The sequence below is a fragment of the Parvimonas sp. D2 genome (assembly GCF_035282635.1).
Classification (GTDB): Bacteria; Bacillota; Clostridia; order Tissierellales; family Peptoniphilaceae; genus Parvimonas.
In genome coordinates, this window is sequence record NZ_JAYKBO010000001.1 from 348,043 (window position 1) to 365,225 (window position 17,183).

18 protein-coding genes are annotated in these 17,183 nt (G+C 28.4%); 5 read left to right on the top strand and 13 right to left on the bottom strand.

From position 1 onward, the window contains the following. Window positions 1–3 precede the first annotated feature (3 nt). The 3 genes from VJI77_RS01595 to trkA are packed head-to-tail and all read right to left on the bottom strand — an operon-like array spanning window position 4 to window position 3,446. A complete protein-coding gene (locus VJI77_RS01595; protein WP_323987989.1) occupies window positions 4–624 on the bottom strand; it encodes a ribonuclease H family protein in 621 nt (206 codons plus the stop codon). 13 nt (window positions 625–637) lie between these two features. After that, the gene (locus VJI77_RS01600) at window positions 638–2,083 is read right to left on the bottom strand and encodes a TrkH family potassium uptake protein (RefSeq protein ID WP_323987990.1); all 1,446 of its coding nucleotides are present in this window, start codon (window positions 2,081–2,083) and stop codon (window positions 638–640) included. A gap of 7 nt (window positions 2,084–2,090) precedes the next feature. Further along, complete coding sequence (gene trkA, locus VJI77_RS01605) at window positions 2,091–3,446, bottom strand: Trk system potassium transporter TrkA (RefSeq protein ID WP_323987991.1); 1,356 nt, start codon at window positions 3,444–3,446, stop codon at window positions 2,091–2,093. Between the two features lie 179 nt (window positions 3,447–3,625). Here trkA and VJI77_RS01610 point away from each other — a divergent pair, with 179 nt between their 5' ends. Continuing rightward, window positions 3,626–4,264 (top strand): superoxide dismutase, encoded by a 639-nt coding sequence (locus tag VJI77_RS01610; protein ID WP_323987992.1) that lies wholly within the window; start codon window positions 3,626–3,628, stop codon window positions 4,262–4,264. 80 nt (window positions 4,265–4,344) lie between these two features. Here the strand turns inward: VJI77_RS01610 and VJI77_RS01615 are convergent, their stop codons facing one another. Next, entirely contained in the window at window positions 4,345–4,818 is a 474-nt protein-coding gene (locus tag VJI77_RS01615; protein WP_323987993.1) for a flavodoxin, read from the bottom strand. 31 nt (window positions 4,819–4,849) lie between these two features. Continuing rightward, window positions 4,850–6,604 (bottom strand): 1-deoxy-D-xylulose-5-phosphate synthase, encoded by a 1,755-nt coding sequence (locus VJI77_RS01620; protein ID WP_323987994.1) that lies wholly within the window; start codon window positions 6,602–6,604, stop codon window positions 4,850–4,852. A 133-nt stretch (window positions 6,605–6,737) separates the two neighbouring features. Between VJI77_RS01620 and VJI77_RS01625 the strand changes: the two genes are divergently transcribed. From VJI77_RS01625 to VJI77_RS01635, 3 genes are all read left to right on the top strand, one after another. Next, entirely contained in the window at window positions 6,738–7,367 is a 630-nt protein-coding gene (locus VJI77_RS01625) for a thiamine diphosphokinase (protein WP_323987995.1), read from the top strand. 97 nt (window positions 7,368–7,464) lie between these two features. Further along, entirely contained in the window at window positions 7,465–8,322 is an 858-nt protein-coding gene (pdxS, locus tag VJI77_RS01630; protein ID WP_323987996.1) for a pyridoxal 5'-phosphate synthase lyase subunit PdxS, read from the top strand. A gap of 146 nt (window positions 8,323–8,468) precedes the next feature. Next, the gene (locus VJI77_RS01635) at window positions 8,469–9,968 is read left to right on the top strand and encodes a C69 family dipeptidase (protein WP_323987997.1); all 1,500 of its coding nucleotides are present in this window, start codon (window positions 8,469–8,471) and stop codon (window positions 9,966–9,968) included. A 23-nt stretch (window positions 9,969–9,991) separates the two neighbouring features. On the opposite strand, the gene VJI77_RS01640 is transcribed toward VJI77_RS01635, so the two are convergent. After that, window positions 9,992–10,219, bottom strand: a complete 228-nt coding sequence (locus tag VJI77_RS01640) for a hypothetical protein (RefSeq protein WP_323987998.1) — start codon at window positions 10,217–10,219, stop codon at window positions 9,992–9,994. 130 nt (window positions 10,220–10,349) lie between these two features. Here VJI77_RS01640 and VJI77_RS01645 point away from each other — a divergent pair, with 130 nt between their 5' ends. After that, window positions 10,350–11,375: a M42 family metallopeptidase gene (locus VJI77_RS01645; RefSeq protein WP_323987999.1), complete on the top strand. Its 1,026-nt coding sequence runs from the start codon at window positions 10,350–10,352 to the stop codon at window positions 11,373–11,375. A gap of 43 nt (window positions 11,376–11,418) precedes the next feature. On the opposite strand, the gene VJI77_RS01650 is transcribed toward VJI77_RS01645, so the two are convergent. The 7 genes from VJI77_RS01650 to VJI77_RS01680 all read right to left on the bottom strand — a co-directional run bounded on the left by VJI77_RS01650 (window position 11,419) and on the right by VJI77_RS01680 (window position 17,178). After that, window positions 11,419–12,453 carry an ABC transporter substrate-binding protein gene (locus VJI77_RS01650; protein ID WP_323988000.1) on the bottom strand — a complete coding sequence of 345 codons (1,035 nt, stop codon included), beginning with the start codon at window positions 12,451–12,453 and terminating at the stop codon, window positions 11,419–11,421. Beyond that, on the bottom strand, window positions 12,446–13,222 hold the full coding sequence (locus VJI77_RS01655; RefSeq protein ID WP_269722443.1) for an ABC transporter permease: 777 nt from the start codon (window positions 13,220–13,222) through the stop codon (window positions 12,446–12,448). Before VJI77_RS01655 ends, VJI77_RS01650 begins: the two co-directional genes overlap by 8 nt. Beyond that, the gene (locus VJI77_RS01660) at window positions 13,212–14,039 is read right to left on the bottom strand and encodes an ABC transporter permease (protein WP_004833110.1); all 828 of its coding nucleotides are present in this window, start codon (window positions 14,037–14,039) and stop codon (window positions 13,212–13,214) included. The genes VJI77_RS01655 and VJI77_RS01660 overlap by 11 nt, the downstream gene beginning before the upstream one ends. Next, entirely contained in the window at window positions 14,040–15,089 is a 1,050-nt protein-coding gene (gene potA / locus VJI77_RS01665) for a spermidine/putrescine ABC transporter ATP-binding protein (protein ID WP_323988001.1), read from the bottom strand. Window positions 15,090–15,098: 9 nt separating this feature from the next. Continuing rightward, window positions 15,099–15,641: a helix-turn-helix domain-containing protein gene (locus tag VJI77_RS01670; RefSeq protein WP_004833108.1), complete on the bottom strand. Its 543-nt coding sequence runs from the start codon at window positions 15,639–15,641 to the stop codon at window positions 15,099–15,101. A gap of 185 nt (window positions 15,642–15,826) precedes the next feature. Then, entirely contained in the window at window positions 15,827–16,702 is an 876-nt protein-coding gene (locus VJI77_RS01675; protein ID WP_323988002.1) for a DNA-3-methyladenine glycosylase family protein, read from the bottom strand. Beyond that, entirely contained in the window at window positions 16,702–17,178 is a 477-nt protein-coding gene (locus VJI77_RS01680; protein ID WP_313960904.1) for a DUF5673 domain-containing protein, read from the bottom strand. The genes VJI77_RS01675 and VJI77_RS01680 overlap by 1 nt, the downstream gene beginning before the upstream one ends. Window positions 17,179–17,183 lie beyond the last annotated feature (5 nt).

Sequence of the window (17,183 nt, forward strand, 5' to 3'; positions counted from 1 at the left end):
AAACTATTTTTCAATTCCCAAAGATTTTTTTGCCAAATGGTCTGCAAGGTCATTATATTTATCATTTGAATGTGCCTTAACCTTTACAAATAAAATCTCTATTTCCTTTCTAAACTCTTTAATCTTATCTCTATATCCTATCGTAAGAGGCAAATTGCATTTCCATTCTCCATTAGCCCAAGATGAAATGCCTTGATAATCGTAAAAAACAGTTATTTTTTTCTTTTTAAGTTTTATTGCCTCACTAATAGCTCTAATTGAACCAAAAAGCTCTCCAGTTACATTTCTACTCTTTGCAACTTCAGGATCTTCTCCCTTTCCAAAAAGTTCAATAATATCATCTTTTAAAATTAGTACAACTCCATATCCATATTCTAAAGTATCTTTTTTATAAGAACCATCTACATAGGCTACAATCTCATCTTCTGAAATATCTTCTAAACTAAAGCTATTAACTTCATTTTCTATATTTCCATTATTCAAATAATTTTTAGCTTCTTCTAAAGTTGGAAAAGATTTATAAATTGCCCCTGAAAAACCTGTAACTTGTTTTTTACAGTCTTCCCAATTATTATAAATTCCAACAGATTTTCCAACCTTAACCGCATAATATTTTTTAGCCAAAAACATCTCCCTCCTATTTCTTTCTCCAAGTTGTTGAAGAAAATAAAATTAATATTGGGAATATTTCAAGTCTTCCTGCTAGCATTGCAAAAGATAAAACTACCTTATTAAAATCTGTAAGACTTGCATAGCTTCCTGTAGGACCTACAATCGCCATTCCAGGGCCAATATTATTAAATGTTGCCATTACTGCTGAAAATGCAGTTAAAAAGTCAGGAACCGAAAAAGATATTAAAATTGTAAAAATAATAATTAAAAATATATAAATTACAAAGTAAGCCCTTACTTCTTCTAATACTTCATTCCCGACAGCCTTATTATCCATTTTCACACTTAATACTCTTTTTGGATTTACTGCCTTTCTAAATTGTAGAATAGATGACTTAACTAGAATTATAAATCTTGAAATTTTTAATCCACCTGCAGTTGAACCAGCACAAGCTCCTGTGAACATTAAGAACAGAAGAATAAAATGAGAAAAAGGTGGCCATTTTCCAAAATCTGCTGTAGCATACCCAGTTGTAGATATTATTGAAGAAACTGTAAAAAATATATCCTTAACTGCAGTTAAATATGAAGTATAATTATTTTTTATATTGAAAAATATTAAAACAACACTTCCAAAAACTATAAACAAATACCATCTTAATTCTTCGCTTTTTAAACCATCTCTGGCTTTTCCTATTAAGATAACATAAAATATGTTAAAATTTATACCAAAAATTATCATTGCAATTGCTAGAATCATTTCAACTAGCGGGCTATTATAATAAGCTATTGAACTTGCTTTTATTCCAAAACCACCCGTTCCTGCTGATCCAAAAGCATGAATAAATGAATCAAAAACAGGATGCCCTGCTAAAATAAGTACAATTATCAAAATTCCGGTCATTGCAAAATAGATTTTATATAAAATTCTTGCAGTATAACTCATCTTCGCAACAAGTTTCCCAAAAACAGGACCCGGAACTTCTGCTTTCATAATATGAGAATGTCTATTTGAACGAGGTAAAATTGCAAGAGCAAAAACTAAAATACCCATACCTCCAATCAAATGTGTAAAACTTCTCCAAAAAAGTATTGAATGACTAAGTGCTTCGACATCTGTTAAGATACTTGCTCCTGTAGTAGTAAAACCACTGGAAGTTTCAAAAAAAGCATCTATAAAACTTGGTATCGAACCCGAAAAAACAAATGGCAATGCTCCAAAAGCGGATAAAAGTATCCAAGACAAAGAAACTATAATAAATCCCTCTTTCTCATAAAATGCTCCACTTCCATCAGCTTTATATCCAACAATATATCCAAATATCAATAATATGAATATAGTAGCTAGAAAACTTAAAATATTTATATAATTTTCTTTATATATTAGAGAAACAATAACTGGTAAAAGTAAAAATCCTGCCTCAATATATAAAATTTTACTCAAAATATATCTTATAATTTTATTATTCATAATACACCTATACCAAAATACAATCTATATTTTGTATTAAATTTGCCTTTGAAATTATTATTACAGTATCATTTACCATTATAGAATCTTCTCCACTTGGGAAAATTAATTTATTATCTCTAATTATGTATGCTATAAGTACATTATTCTTTATTTCAAGCTCTTTTAGTGGAATATCTACAGCTTTAGACTTTTTATTAACCTTTATTTCAACTGCTTCCACATTATTTGATAATCTATGTAAAGTCTCTATATTAGAACCTTCACTATTAATAATTGATCTTACAACACTAATTATGATATCTGAAACCAATCTTTTTGGTGTTACAAATGAAAATCTTTCAGTAGGTGGAATTATATTTAAAAGGGAAATTCTACTAACCTTTGCTACTGCTTTTTTTACATTTGATTTTTCTGCAAACATTCCTAACATAATGTTTTCTTCATCAATACCTGTTAAAGCTACACAAGCATCATAATTTGTTAATCCCTCTTCATCTAAAACATCAGAGTCTGAACCATCTGCACAAATAACTTTAACGTTTGATGGAAATTTTTCACTAAATGACATTGCTAAATCTCTATTAACTTCAACTAATTTTATTTTAATATTTTCACGAATCAAATTAGAAACTAAATAATAAGAAATTCTACTTCCACCTATTATAAAAACAGATTCTATTTTTTTATCTCCACCCTTAATAATGTTATAAAATTTATATACAAATTCATCAGTTCCAGTAAAATAAATTTTATCATTTTCCTTAATAACGAAGTCTCCTGAAGGAATAAAAATTTCTTCCTCTCTTTCAACTATTCCAATTAAAATTTTTATATTAAATTTTTGTTGTAAATCTACAATTTTAGTGCCTTTAATAGGGCTATCCTTTCCAATAGATACACCTATAAGTTTTACTCGACCATCTGCAAATGTTTCAACAGAATGAGCAGAAGGATATTTTAATCCTCTAGATATTTCTCTTGCAGCTACAAATTCAGGATTTATAACTAAATCAATTCCCAATACTTCCTTAACAAAACCAGATTTAGAAGAATATTCTGGATTTCTAACACGAGCTATTGTATACTTTGCACCCATATTCTTAGCAAAAATACAAGATATGATATTTATCTCATCACTATCAGTTACAGCAATAAAAACATCACTATCTTTTACTCCTGCTTCATCTAAAAGTTCAAAATTTGTACCACTTCCTAAAATCCCCATAATGTCATATTTAGATAACATTTCATTCAGAATTTCTTGTCTTTTTTCTATTAAAATAATATCATTATCTTCTGTATTTAAATCGGTAAATAAATATTCTCCAACTTTACCTGCTCCAACAATTATAATTTTCATAAATACCTCCAGTTCATAGTATATCACATTTTTAAAAAACTTCAATAGCAAAGTTTTATTATAAAAAACCTTATTTTATTGATAATAATTATTAAAGTTTTAAAGGTATTCCTATGGGTAAATTAGATTTGAAAAACTAATAAGTTTTTAAATAATAATGAAAAATTTAGGAGGAAAAAATGGCTTTTGAATTAGTAAAATTAAATTATGCTTATGATGCACTAGAACCTGTTATAGACAAGGAAACTATGGAATTTCATCATGATAAACATCATCAAACTTATGTAAATAACTTAAATAACTTAATTAAAGATACAGTGTTTGAAGAAGCTTCATTAGAAGAAATATTAACACATTTAGATCATGCTCCAGAAGATAAAAAGAATGGAATAAAAAATAATGTTGGTGGAGTTTTTAACCACAATGTTTTCTGGGAAAGCATGACTCCAGGTGGTTCAAAAGAACCTATTGGAGAAGTAGCTAAAAAAATAGATGAAAAATTTGGAAACTTTGAAGCATTTAAAGAAGAATTCAACAAAAAAGGTGCTGGACAATTTGGTTCAGGTTGGGTATGGCTAATTTCTGATAAAGAAGGAAATATTGATGTAATTGCTACTCCAAACCAAGACTGCCCTATTTCTTGTGGTAAAATAATTCTTTTAGGCAATGATGTTTGGGAACATGCTTATTATTTAAAATACCAAAACAGAAGAGCTGAATACTTAAAAGAATGGTGGAAAGTTGTAAACTGGGATATAGTTGAACAAAGATACCAAAATAGAAATCATAATGAATGTTCATGTGGTTGTGGATGCTAATTATAATCTAAAGAGATTTCATCTGAAATCTCTTTTTTTATACAAAAATAGCCGACTTAAAATTAAGTCGGCTAATTTTTTTATAAGTTTTCAATCCAATTTTTTATTACTTCGTCACTATCCTTAATGTCAAATCTTCTTCCTTCTTTTAGAATTGAATTTTTACAAGAGTTTTTCAATTCTTCGTTTGTATTTCCCATTAAACTTTGTCCGGAAGTTGCAAAAGGAATAATAGTTTTTCCTTTTAAATCATAACTTTCTAAAAAAGTATTTATAATTGTAGGTGCTACATACCACCAAATCGGAAATCCTACATAAATAGTGTCATAATCTGCCATATTATCAACATTATTTGCTATTTCAGGTCTAAATGATTTATTTTTCATTTCGATACTGCTACGGCTATTTTCATTCATCCAGTTTAAATCTTCTTCTATATAAATTTCCTTAGGAACAATTTCATGTAAATCTGCGCCAACAATTTTTGAAACTCTTTCTGCAAGCTTTTTAGTTACCCCAGTTGCACTAAAATATGCTACTAATTTTCTACTCATAACTAGTACCTCCTTTATCTTTACCGAAGAATTATTTAGCTAATAATTCTTTAATATCTTTAATAATTTGTTCTTTTGAAATTCCATTTTCCATGAGAAATTCTTCTACATCAAATCTATCTGGAAAACTCTTTTTAATTCCATAGTTTTTAACTTTAACATCCGAAGTGCCATAAAATCTTGAAACTTTTTCTCCAAAACCTCCATCAAGTACACTATCTTCTAATGTTATTACTAATTTGTGATTTTCCTTTAATTTTTCTAATAATTCTTCGTCTAACCCAGTAATATATACAGGATTAATTAAAGTAACGTCACCCAGTTCATCTGCTATTTCTTTTCCTAAATTATAGAAATTACTTAGAGCTATTATAGCTACATCTTTTCCTTTTTTAGTAACTTTGTATTTATTTAGTATAGAATAGTCTGTCTTATCTTCTTCTCCTGTTGATACAACATCAACTACAGGAACTCTTATTGCTACTGGATGTTCAGTTTGATTTAAACCCCAATCTAGCATCTTAAAATATTCTTCTTTATTAGTAGGGGCAAGATAAACCAAGTTTGGAATATTTGAAATCATTGGTATATCAAAAATTCCAAGATGTGTTGCATCACTTTCTTCATAAATTGATGCCCCATAGACTAATATTAATGCAGGATTGTTATTTAAACACAAATCTTGAGAAAGTTGATCATATGTTCTTTGCATAAATGTACTATATATACAAAAAACTGGTTTTGCTCCATTTTTTGCGAGTCCTGAAGACATTGCAACTGCATGTTCTTCTTCTATTCCAACATCAATATATTGCTTGCCCATTTCTTCTCTAATTTCTTTTGAAAATCTAAAAGCTCCTGGTGTCCCAGCATTCAAAATTGCCACTGTTTTATCTTTTTTAATTGTATTCAATAAATAATCGACAGTTAAGTTTTTATAGTTTTCTACATTTTGTACATTCCCAAAAGTTTTAAATTCTCCTGTATCAATATCAAAAGGTGCTCCGTAATGAAATTTCTCTCTATTAATTTCTGCAGGCTTAAATCCCTTCCCCTTAGTTGTTGAAAGGTGAACAACTACAGGTTTTTTAATATCTTTAACTGACTTAAATGATGAAATAAGTTCTTCAATGTCATTACCATCATCAACATAGAAATAATCAAGACCCATTGCTTTAAATAGATTATTTTCTGCTTTGCCTTTAGTTTTTCTTAAATCATGAAGATTTTTATAGAGTCCACCATGATTTTCAGCAATAGATTGATCATTATCATTTATAATTACGATTATATTACTTTTCAGTTCATAAACATTATTAAGACCTTCAAGAGCTTCTCCTCCACCTAAGGAACCATCTCCTATAACAGCAATAATATTTTCATTATCTCCTTTTAAATCTCTAGCTTTCGCAAGACCACAAGCAAGACTTATTGAAGTTGAAGTATGACCTATTGTAAAAAAATCATGTTCACTTTCTTTTGGAGAAGTAAAACCTGTAACTGATCCATATTTTTCAGGAATCATAAAAGCGTCTTTTCTTCCAGTCAACATCTTATGAACATAAGTTTGATGAGACACATCAAATACAATCTTATCTTTTGGTGAGTCAAAAACATAGTGAAGTGCAAGTGTAAACTCCAACGATCCAAGATTAGGACCAATATGCCCTCCCTTTGCACTAAGTCTTTTTAATAAATGTGTCCTAAGTTCTACAACTAACTCTTTTAACTCGTCAATAGATAATTTTTTTACATCATCTGGCGAATTTATTTTTTCTAAGTACATAGTATCTACTCCTTTTAATTAAAATTTAAACTTCAATTTATTAAATTATACCCTTATTAATTAAAATATTCAATAGTTTAAAATTTTTAAAATTATGTTAAAATATAATTATAATAAAGTTAGGAGAAAAATTATGAAAATTGCTTATATATTTTTTAATGGAAAACTTTTAGGAAATGTAAATTTTTTTAAAAATTTTTTTATGGAAAATAATGGAGATATCTTTTGTGCAGATGGCGGTGCTAATCTATGTCACGAATTGAATTTAACCCCAAATGAAATTTGGGGAGACTTAGATTCAATTGATAAAGATATTTTAAGTTTTTACGAAGAAAAAAATGTAATTATAAAAAAATTCCCTAAAGATAAAGATTTTACAGATTCTGAATTAATTTTAAACCATATTAAAGATAAGCTTTATGATAAAATCTATTGTATTGGTGCATTCGGTGGAGATATAGATCATGAACTTACAAATATTAATTTAATGTTTAAATATGATAATTTATTTTTGTTGAAAGAAAATGAGCTGCTTTTTAAAATAGAAAAAGAATTTTATTTTAAAAATGAACTAAATACTAAAATTTCTTTTATACCATTTTCAGAAGAAATAAAAAATTTAAAATTAGAAGGCTTTAAATATAATATAGAAAATATTACTCTTAAAAAAGGTGATTCGCTTTGTATGAGCAATATTATACAGTCTAATTCTGCAAAGATAAATTTTGATAAAGGAAAAATTTTATGTGTGATAAAAAAATAATCTGATACCATTTTTTATATCAATTTTGGTTCTTTCTCTAGTATCAAAAATATATTATACTTTTTGTATAAAATATATTTAAGGAGAAAGGGTTATTATGAAAAAGAAAGATTTAACACAAAATTTTGTAGGCGGAGTTATAATGGATGTTACAACACCAGAACAAGCAAAGATAGCCGAAAAAGCAGGTGCAGTAGCTGTAATGGCTTTAGAAAGAATTCCTGCTGATATTCGTGTTGCTGGTGGTGTTTCAAGAATGAGCGACCCTGCAATGATTAAAAGTATAATGAAAGCTGTTTCTATTCCTGTTATGGCAAAATGCAGAATCGGACATTTTGTTGAAGCTCAAATTTTACAAGAAATAGGAATAGATTACATTGATGAAAGTGAAGTGCTATCCCCTGCTGATAATATTCATCATGTAGATAAAACAAAATTCAATACACCTTTTGTATGTGGTGCAAGAGATTTAGGAGAAGCTTTAAGACGTATTCAAGAAGGTGCAAGAATGATTCGTACAAAAGGAGAAGCAGGTACCGGAGATGTTGTTCAAGCTGTATCACATATGAGAAAAATTCAAGGAGAAATTCGACAAGTAACTGCAATGGCAGAAGATGAATTATTTGAAAAGGCTAAAGAATTTAAAGTTCCTTATGAACTATTAAAATATGTTCATGAAAACGGAAAACTTCCAGTTGTTAATTTTTCAGCAGGTGGCGTTGCAACTCCGGCAGATGCAGCTCTTATGAGACAATTGGGAGCTGAAGGTGTTTTTGTGGGCTCTGGAATTTTTAAATCAGGAAATCCTGAAAAAAGAGCTAAGGCAATAGTTGAAGCAGTTAAACATTACAATGATCCTAAGGTTATTGCTAAAGTCTCTGAAAATCTTGGAGAAGCTATGGTAGGAATTAACGAAAATGAAATTGAAATTATTATGGCTGAAAGAGGAATTTAAAAATTTTTAGATTATTTACTTCTTTTTGATATTTATTATTAAATATATTTACTTTTTATTTTTTTCAGAGTATAATATAGTTGTAGCATAGATGAAATGTTACACAATTTATGCAAAAAAGTTATATTTTGAAAGGAGATTTTATTATGGCTTGTACTACAATTTTAGTTGGAAAAAATGCTACTTATGATGGATCAACAATGGTTGCTCGTAATGAGGACTCTCCATCAGGTCAATTTTGTGAAAAGAAGTTTATAGTTGTTCATCCAAAGGAACAACCTGTAAAATATAAATCAGTTTTATCTCATGTTAAAATTGACTTACCTACTAATCCTATGCGTTATACTTGCATGCCTAATGCAGTTGATAATGAAGGAATTTGGGGTGCTTGTGGTGTTAATGAATTAAATATTTCTATGACTGCAACTGAAACTTTAACTTCAAATGAAAGAGTATTAGGTGCAGATCCTCTTGTAGAATTCGTTCCTGCAGTAGGAAAAAAAGGTGATAAAGATTATGTTCCTGAAAAAGTAGGCGGAATTGGTGAAGAAGATATGGTTACTTTAGTTTTACCATATATTAAATCTGCTCGTGAAGGTGTAATTAGACTTGGAGAAATTTTAGAAAAGTATGGCACTTATGAAATGAATGGTATAGCTTTTCAAGATGTTAATGAAATTTGGTGGTTAGAAACTATCGGAGGTCATCATTGGATTGCAAGACGTGTTCCTGACGATTGCTATGTAATTATGCCAAATCAACTTGGTCTTGATTATTTTGATTTAGAAGATGCTTTTGGAGAACAAAAAGAATATATGTGTTCTGCTGACTTAAAAGATTTTATAAATAGATATCATCTAGATCTTTCTATTGATGGATCTTTAAACCCTAGAGACGCTTTTGGTAGTCACTCTGATGCAGATCATACTTATAATACTCCTCGTGCTTGGGTATTACAAAGATATTTCAATCCACTTACAAATTATTGGGATGGAATGGAAGCTGATTATGTACCAGAATCAGATGATATACCATGGTGTAGAACTCCAGATAAAAAAATAACTGTTGAAGATATTAAATATGCACTTTCTAATCATTTCCAAGGAACACCTTATGATCCTTATGGCAAATTCTCAGATGAAAAAGGAAAATTCAGACCAATTGGAATTAATAGAAATAATTTCTTAGGTCTTGTACAAATAAGACCTTATATGCCTGAAGCAATTAGAAGCATTGAATGGCTTGCTCTTGGTTCAAATGTATTTAATGCAATGATTCCTTTCTATGTAAATATAGATAAGACACCTGAATATCTAGCAAATACTACAGGAGTACCTACTACAGATGATTTCTATTGGACAAATCGTTTAGTAGCAGCTTTAGCAGATGCTCATTATGCTTCTTGTAGTTCACATATTGAACGTTATCAATTAGCTATTCAATCAAAATGTAATGAAATAATTAATAAATACGACGATAAATTCTTAGGTAAAAAAGTAGCTAAAGGAAAAATTGTTGAATTTTGTGAAAATGCAAATGAAGAAATTGCAACAGAATTAAGAAAACAAACAATTGATTTATTAGGCAAAGTTCTTTACACAGCAAGCTGTGAAATGAAAAATGGTTTTTCAAGATCTGATGCTTAAAAAATTAAAATTTAAAGGGAGCTTTATTTTGCTCCCTTTTTCTTTTTCCCACTTTTTTTTACTTCCTGTTTTTCTTCTATTCTTTTATTTTTAAAAAAATCAAAAACACTTAATAATTTTAAAATTAAAATCATAATAATTAATACTTTTTCAAAAGTTCTCGCCTTAAGAAAGATTAACATTAAAATACAGATAAAAACAATCAAAATATTTATAATTAAATTAAATTTTTTATTCGTCAAAATGCTCATAGTATCTCCTCTATTCCATTAAAATCAATGAAAGTATATCATTTTATGATACCATTGTCAATTTTGGGATAATTTACAATATATTTAATATCGTGTATAATATTTGTATTAAATATATTTGGAGGTTTTTATGGATAGAAATTATGTTAAAAATTTACTTGAAGAGTTATTAAACATCTACAGTCCTACTGGAGACACTGAAAACGCAATTTGTTTTATGGAAAAAAAGTTTAAGGAATTGAACATTCCTTGTAGAAGAACTAATAAGAACGCTCTTATAGCTACAATAGAAGGTGAAGAAAAAGAAGCTATAACTTTTTCAGGTCATGTTGATACTTTAGGTTTAATGGTTAAGGAAATAAAAGCGAATGGACGTCTAGCTTTTAGCTTAGTTGGTGGTTTTTCTCCAACAAGTGTTGAAACTGAAAATGTATTTATCAAAACTTATAACGGAAAATTAATTCCGGGAACTGCTCTATATAATGAAGCGTCAGTTCACGTTTATGATACTACGACTACCGGTCAACGCTCAATAAAAAATATGGAAATCAGAATTGATGAAGATGTTAAAACTGCTGAAGATGTTAGAAAGCTTGGAATTTCTGTTGGAGATTTTATCTGTTTAGATCCAAGATGTAGAATTTATGACTCAGGTTTTATCAAATCAAGACATTTGGATGATAAGGCTTGTATAGCTGCAATGATGGGACTTGCAAAACATTTAGTTGAAAACAAAATCAACCCGAAAAATACAATTAATTTCTTCATAAGTAATTATGAAGAAATCGGTCATGGCTCAAGTTTTGTTCCTGAAAATACTGTTGAATTCTTTGCCGTAGATATGGCGGCTCCGGGAGTTGGACAAGAATCCGATGAAAAAGCTGTAACAATATGTGCAATGGATTCTACAACACCTTATGATTTAGGAATGAGAAATAAATTGAGAAAAATTGCTGAAGAAAAGAAAATTGATTATAGAATAGATATTTATCCACATTATGGATCAGATGCAACTGCTGCACTTAGAGCAGGACATGATATTCGTTGTGCATTAATTGGCCCAGGAGTTGATGCAAGCCATAGTTATGAAAGAACTCATATCTTAGGTATAGAAAATACTTGTAAATTAATGTTAGAATATTTATTAGCTAAATAATATTAAATTTAAAAGAGCATAGATTTTTAATCTATGCTCTTTTCTAATCTGCTTTTACATCAGTCCAGATATTATCATATTCTTTTAAAAAGTCTGATGGATCTTTGAATACTTCCATTTTTTTGAAATACTCATCATCAATTTTTGTTACAGATTTTACTAGTTCATTCTCATTAATAACTTCTTGATTAGGAACTGCATAATATGTGTAGTTCATATTCTTCGAAAGAATATCTTTTCTAATTAAAAAATCTATCAACTTATGAGCATTTTCTTTATTTATTGAATTTTTTAAAATCACCATTGAATCAAACCAAAGATTTGTCCCCTCTTTAGGTTTTACATATTCAAACTTCTCATCTGCATCTAACAATTCTGTTGCATCTCCAGAGTACATCACAGCAATTGCAGCATTTTCAGCTAACATATTATCTTTTGTCTCATCAACAAGATATGCAAGTATTGATTTTTTTTGTTTAATTAAATCTTTCTTAGCAATTTCTAATTCTTCTTTATTTCTTGAATTCATCGAAAAACCATTTTTTAAAAGCGCTGCTGCAAAACTATCTCTTGAACTGTCCAACATAACAATTTTATCTTTATGCTTTTCATCCCATAAATCAGCCCAAGAAGTGATTTCTCCATCAACTAAATTTTTATTATACAAAATACCTAATGTTCCCCAATATAAAGGAATTGAATATTTTGACTCAGGATCATAGCTCTTATTTAAAAATTTCTCATCTATATTTTTTAAATTTGAAAGTTTACTTTTATCAATTGGTTCAAGCATATCTTCCTTAATCATCTTTTCAATCATATAATCAGAAGGGACAACTATGTCATAATTACTTCCACCTTGTTTTATCTTCAAGTACATATCTTCATTAGTAACAAAGGTTTCATAATTTACTTTAATTCCAGTTTCTCTAGTAAACTCATCCAAAACTTCTTTATCTATATACTCTCCCCAATTATACATATTTACAACATTTCCCTCTCTTTTACTACAAGAAGATAGTAAAAAAATCATACAAAATGAAAAAAGTACATTCAAAAATATATTTTTTTTAGTCATATAATATACCATCCTCACTTTTCTTATTTATTATTAGTAAAAGAACTAACATTGCAATAAACATCAATGTTGAAAGAGCATTTATTGATGGATTTATTCCTTTTCTTGCCATAGAGTATATTTGTGTACTTAAGTTTACAACACCATTTCCACTATTAAAATATGCTATAACGAAATCATCTAATGAAAGAGTAAACGCAAGTAATGCTCCAGCAAATACTCCTTGCTTAATTTCTGGTAAAATAACCTTTCTCAAAGCATAAAAAGGTGTTGCCCCTAAATCCATGGCTGCCTCAGGTAAAAATTTATTCATATGTTTCATCTTTGGATAAACAGAAAGTATTACATAAGGCGTCGCAAGTACGATATGTGAAGCAAGCAAAGTCAAAAATCCATAATCGATATTAAAAACTTTATATAAAACCATTAATGAAATAGCTATTACTATATCTGGATTTAAAACTGGAATGTAATTCAAATTTAAAACTACAAACTTTTCACTTTTTTTCATATAATATATCCCGATAGCTGCAACAGTACCTATAAAAGTTGCAATTACCGTAGTTAGAACAGCAATCAGTATTGTATAATATAGAGCTCTCAAGACCTCTTTATCATTAAATAATTCAACATACCATTTAAAAGTAATTCCTGTAAAAGAGCCTCTAAGTTTTGAATCATTGAATGAATAAAGTATAAGCACAAAAATTGGTGCATATATAAATATGAATACTAATGAAATATATAATTTTTTTAACTTATTTTCCATTTTCCACCTCTTTTGAATACTCTGGATCAAACTTATTCATAACGAAAAGTGAAACCAAAATCATAACTAAAAGCACCATACTCATTGCAGAACCAAAATTCCAATTTCCTGTTACTCTAAATTGTTGTTCAATTATATTCCCTATTAAATTCTCTTTATTTCCACCTAAAAGCGCAGATATTTCGAAAGTTGAAATTGCAGGAATAAATACCATTGTAATTCCCGTAATAACTCCAGGCAAGCTCATAGGAAATACTAATTTAGTAAAAGTCTTAAGTCTATTAGCACCTAAATCATGAGATGCTTCAATATATTCCTTATCTATCTTAATCAAAGTTGTATAAATAGGTAAAATCATAAAAGGTAAAAAGTTATATACCATCCCTATTAAAATTGATACATTAGAATACATTAAATTTACAGTTGGAAGTCCAAAAAAATTCAAAATTGAATTTAAAAGTCCATTTTTACTCAAAATACTAATCCAAGAATAAGTCCTAAGTAAAAAGTTCATCCACATTGGAATTACTACCAACAAAATCATCATATTTCTGGTTTTAACTTTAAACTTTGAAATAAAATATGAAAAAGGATAGCCAATTATAAGACATAATACTGTAGATAAAACCGCCATTCTTAAAGATCTTAATAAAACTTTAATATAAGTCGGGTTAAAAAATCTTTTGTAATGTTCCAATGAAAAAAGAAAATTTTCTCCTCCATAGTCAACTGAATATTTTGCTATGAAAACAAGAGGAACAACAATAAAAATCACTAACCATACAACGTATGGATATGCAAACCTCTTAAATTTCATTTATATTTCTTTAGCTCCTTTTTTCATAATATGAATATTATCAGGTGTAACTCTAAGTCCAACTTTTGAGTCTATAGGTTTTGTAATCGTGGAATGAACCATATACTCAACTTCTCCAACTTTAACAAGTAATTCATAATGAACTCCTTTAAAAATTTCAGACTTTACAATACCTACCAACATTCCATTTTCTTCATCAACAAGCTCCAAATCTTCTGGACGAATTACTACATCAATCTCTTCATTTGGTGCAAAGCCTTTGTCAACACATTTGAATGTTCTATTTGAAAAACTTACGACAAAATCTTCATTCATAACTCCGCCTAAAATATTACTTTCTCCAATAAAAGAAGCTATAAAGGCATTTTTAGGTTCGTTATAAATATCTATCGGAGTTCCAACTTGTTGAATTTTACCATCATTCATAACTACAATAGTATCGCTCATTGTGAGAGCTTCTTCCTGATCATGAGTTACATAAACGAATGTAATCCCAACTCTCTTTTGAATATTTTTAAGCTCAACTTGCATATCTTTCCTAAGTTGTAAATCCAAAGCACCAAGTGGCTCATCTAAAAGTAAAACTTTTGGTTCGTTTACCAAAGCTCTTGCAATTGCAATTCTTTGTTGTTGACCCCCACTTAAAGATAGAATAGATCTTTTTTCATACCCTTTCAAGTTTACAAGTCTTAGCATTTCTTTAACTTTTTCATTAATAATACTTTCTTGCATTTTCTTAATTCTAAGACCAAAAGCAATATTTTCATAAACATTCATATTTGGAAAAAGAGCATATTTTTGAAAGACTGTATTTATATTTCTTTCATAAGGAGGAACATTAGAAATGTCTTTTCCTTCAAATAAAATTTTTCCACTTGTAGGAGTTTCAAAACCTCCAATAAGTCTTAATGTAGTTGTCTTTCCACAACCTGATGGACCTAAAAGAGTTAAAAACTCCTTATCTCTAATATATAAATTTATATCGTCAAGAACAATATTATCTCCAAATCTTTTATTTATATTAACTAATTCGACTGCATGATTTCCCATATATTCCTCCTAAAAACTTGGTGGATTAGTAATCCACAAAACCTTAGATTCTTTTTTAGACAAATTTATTATACTTCTTTCAAATTGACCACTCGTATAAAAGCATTCACCCTCTTTTAAAACAAATACCTTTGTTCCAAGATGAAGTTCAACTTTTCCCTTCAAAACATAACCGAATTCTTCTCCCTCAAAAGGTTCATAAGTCCTTGAAAAACTTTTTTGTTCATTCAAAGTTATTATAATCGGTTCCATTGAATTTTTTTGTGCATTTGGAACAATCCACTCTAATTTACTATTTCCATTTTCAAAAATAGTTTCATAAGCATCAAATTTTTGAAAAACAAATTTTTCTTCTTTCTCTTCTTTAAAAAAATCTGAAATATTAGTCCCAAGTGCCTCTAAAACATCTTCTAAAGAACTAATTGATGGTGAAGTAAGTCCTCTTTCAAGTTGAGAAATAAAGCCTTTAGTTAGCTCTGCTCTCTCTGCGAGTTCTTCTTGTGTAAGTCCCAAAATGGTTCTTAAATTTTTAATTTTTTCTCCAATATCCACTTTTCTTTCTCCTAATATAACACTATATTAAACTATAAATATCCCTATATTAAACAATAAATATTATATCACAAATAAATCTTTATTCAATACTTTTTTACTAAAAATTTAAAATTTTTTATTAAAATTTTAAAATATTAAACAAAATAATATAAAAAAAGTACCGATTAAATCGGTACATAATTCTACTTTCCTATTTTTTCTTCTCTTCCATAATAGAAAAGATATTGTTGTGCATATCCAGCGTATTTACCAAATATTCTATCTGCTTCCTTTGAAATTTTCTTAACAGGAGTTTCTTTTTTTATAAAAAGTTCTTCCATCACTCTTTTTATCCAAACATCAACCGGAAAAACTTCTCCTCTTTTGTATGAAAATAGCATTATGCAATCTGCAACCTTATTTCCAACTCCTGAAAATTTTAATAATTCTTCTCTTAAAATATCAGTTTCTAAATTTTCAAAATTATCTAAGTCGATTTTTTCATTTAAAATCATATTTACTGTATCAAAAATTCTCTTATCTCTAAATCCAACTTTTGCAAATTCTCTTAAATCTTCAACAGTTGCCTTACTCAATTCTTCTACCGTTGGAAATGAATAATATTTTCGATTTTCATCTTCACAGATAAATTTCCCATATCTCATGGAGATTACTTCGATAGATTTTTTTATTCTAGGAATCATATTATTAGCTGAAATTATAAAACTAATTAACATTTCAAAATGATTTTGATTTAATATCCTAATACCTTTTCCATATTCCATCGCCTTTGCTAAAATTTCATTGTTTGATAGCTCTTTTCTTATCTCCTTATAGTTTGTATTCAAGTCAAAATAATCAATCCAAATTTCTTTAAATTCTTCCAAATTCGTTCCTTTAAATACAACCATATCTTTTTCGTTTAAAACATTTAAAACTCTTCCTAAATGGACTGTTGTAAAACTTCCATCACTCTCTTCATACCATCTGAAAGCTTGCCCACAAGTAAATATAGCTCTAGCATCAAAATTCTCAACATCTTCTAAAATTACTAAATTATCTTTTTCATAAAGTTTCATTATTTTTTCGCCTTTGATTTTGACTTATGTTGTTTTATAATTGCAGACAATTTATCAGAATTTTCTTTATCAAGTGGAATAGTTAGTACTTCATCTTTTAAATCTCCAGAAACTTGAACTTCAAAAAATTTATTACTAATGGCACCCCATTTTTTTATTTTTTTAAATTCTCCAAACTTTCCATCAAAGCAAAATCCATTTTCGCCAATGTATAATTTATCAAGAGAAACTATAGAGTAAGTCAAACCAATTAATACATATACTATACTAAAAATGTCTTGAACTTTTACTGCATATGCAATTCCAAATCCAACTAAAGCTACTGATAGCCCAAACAATACTTTTCTTCCTCTAAGAGTAATAGTTTGAACTTCACCTGTTAATTTTTTTCTTGTTTGAAATATAGCTACTATTTTCTTAATTACAAAAATTAAAACTATACCAAAAATTATTAATAAAAAATCATTACTTCCCATAAAAT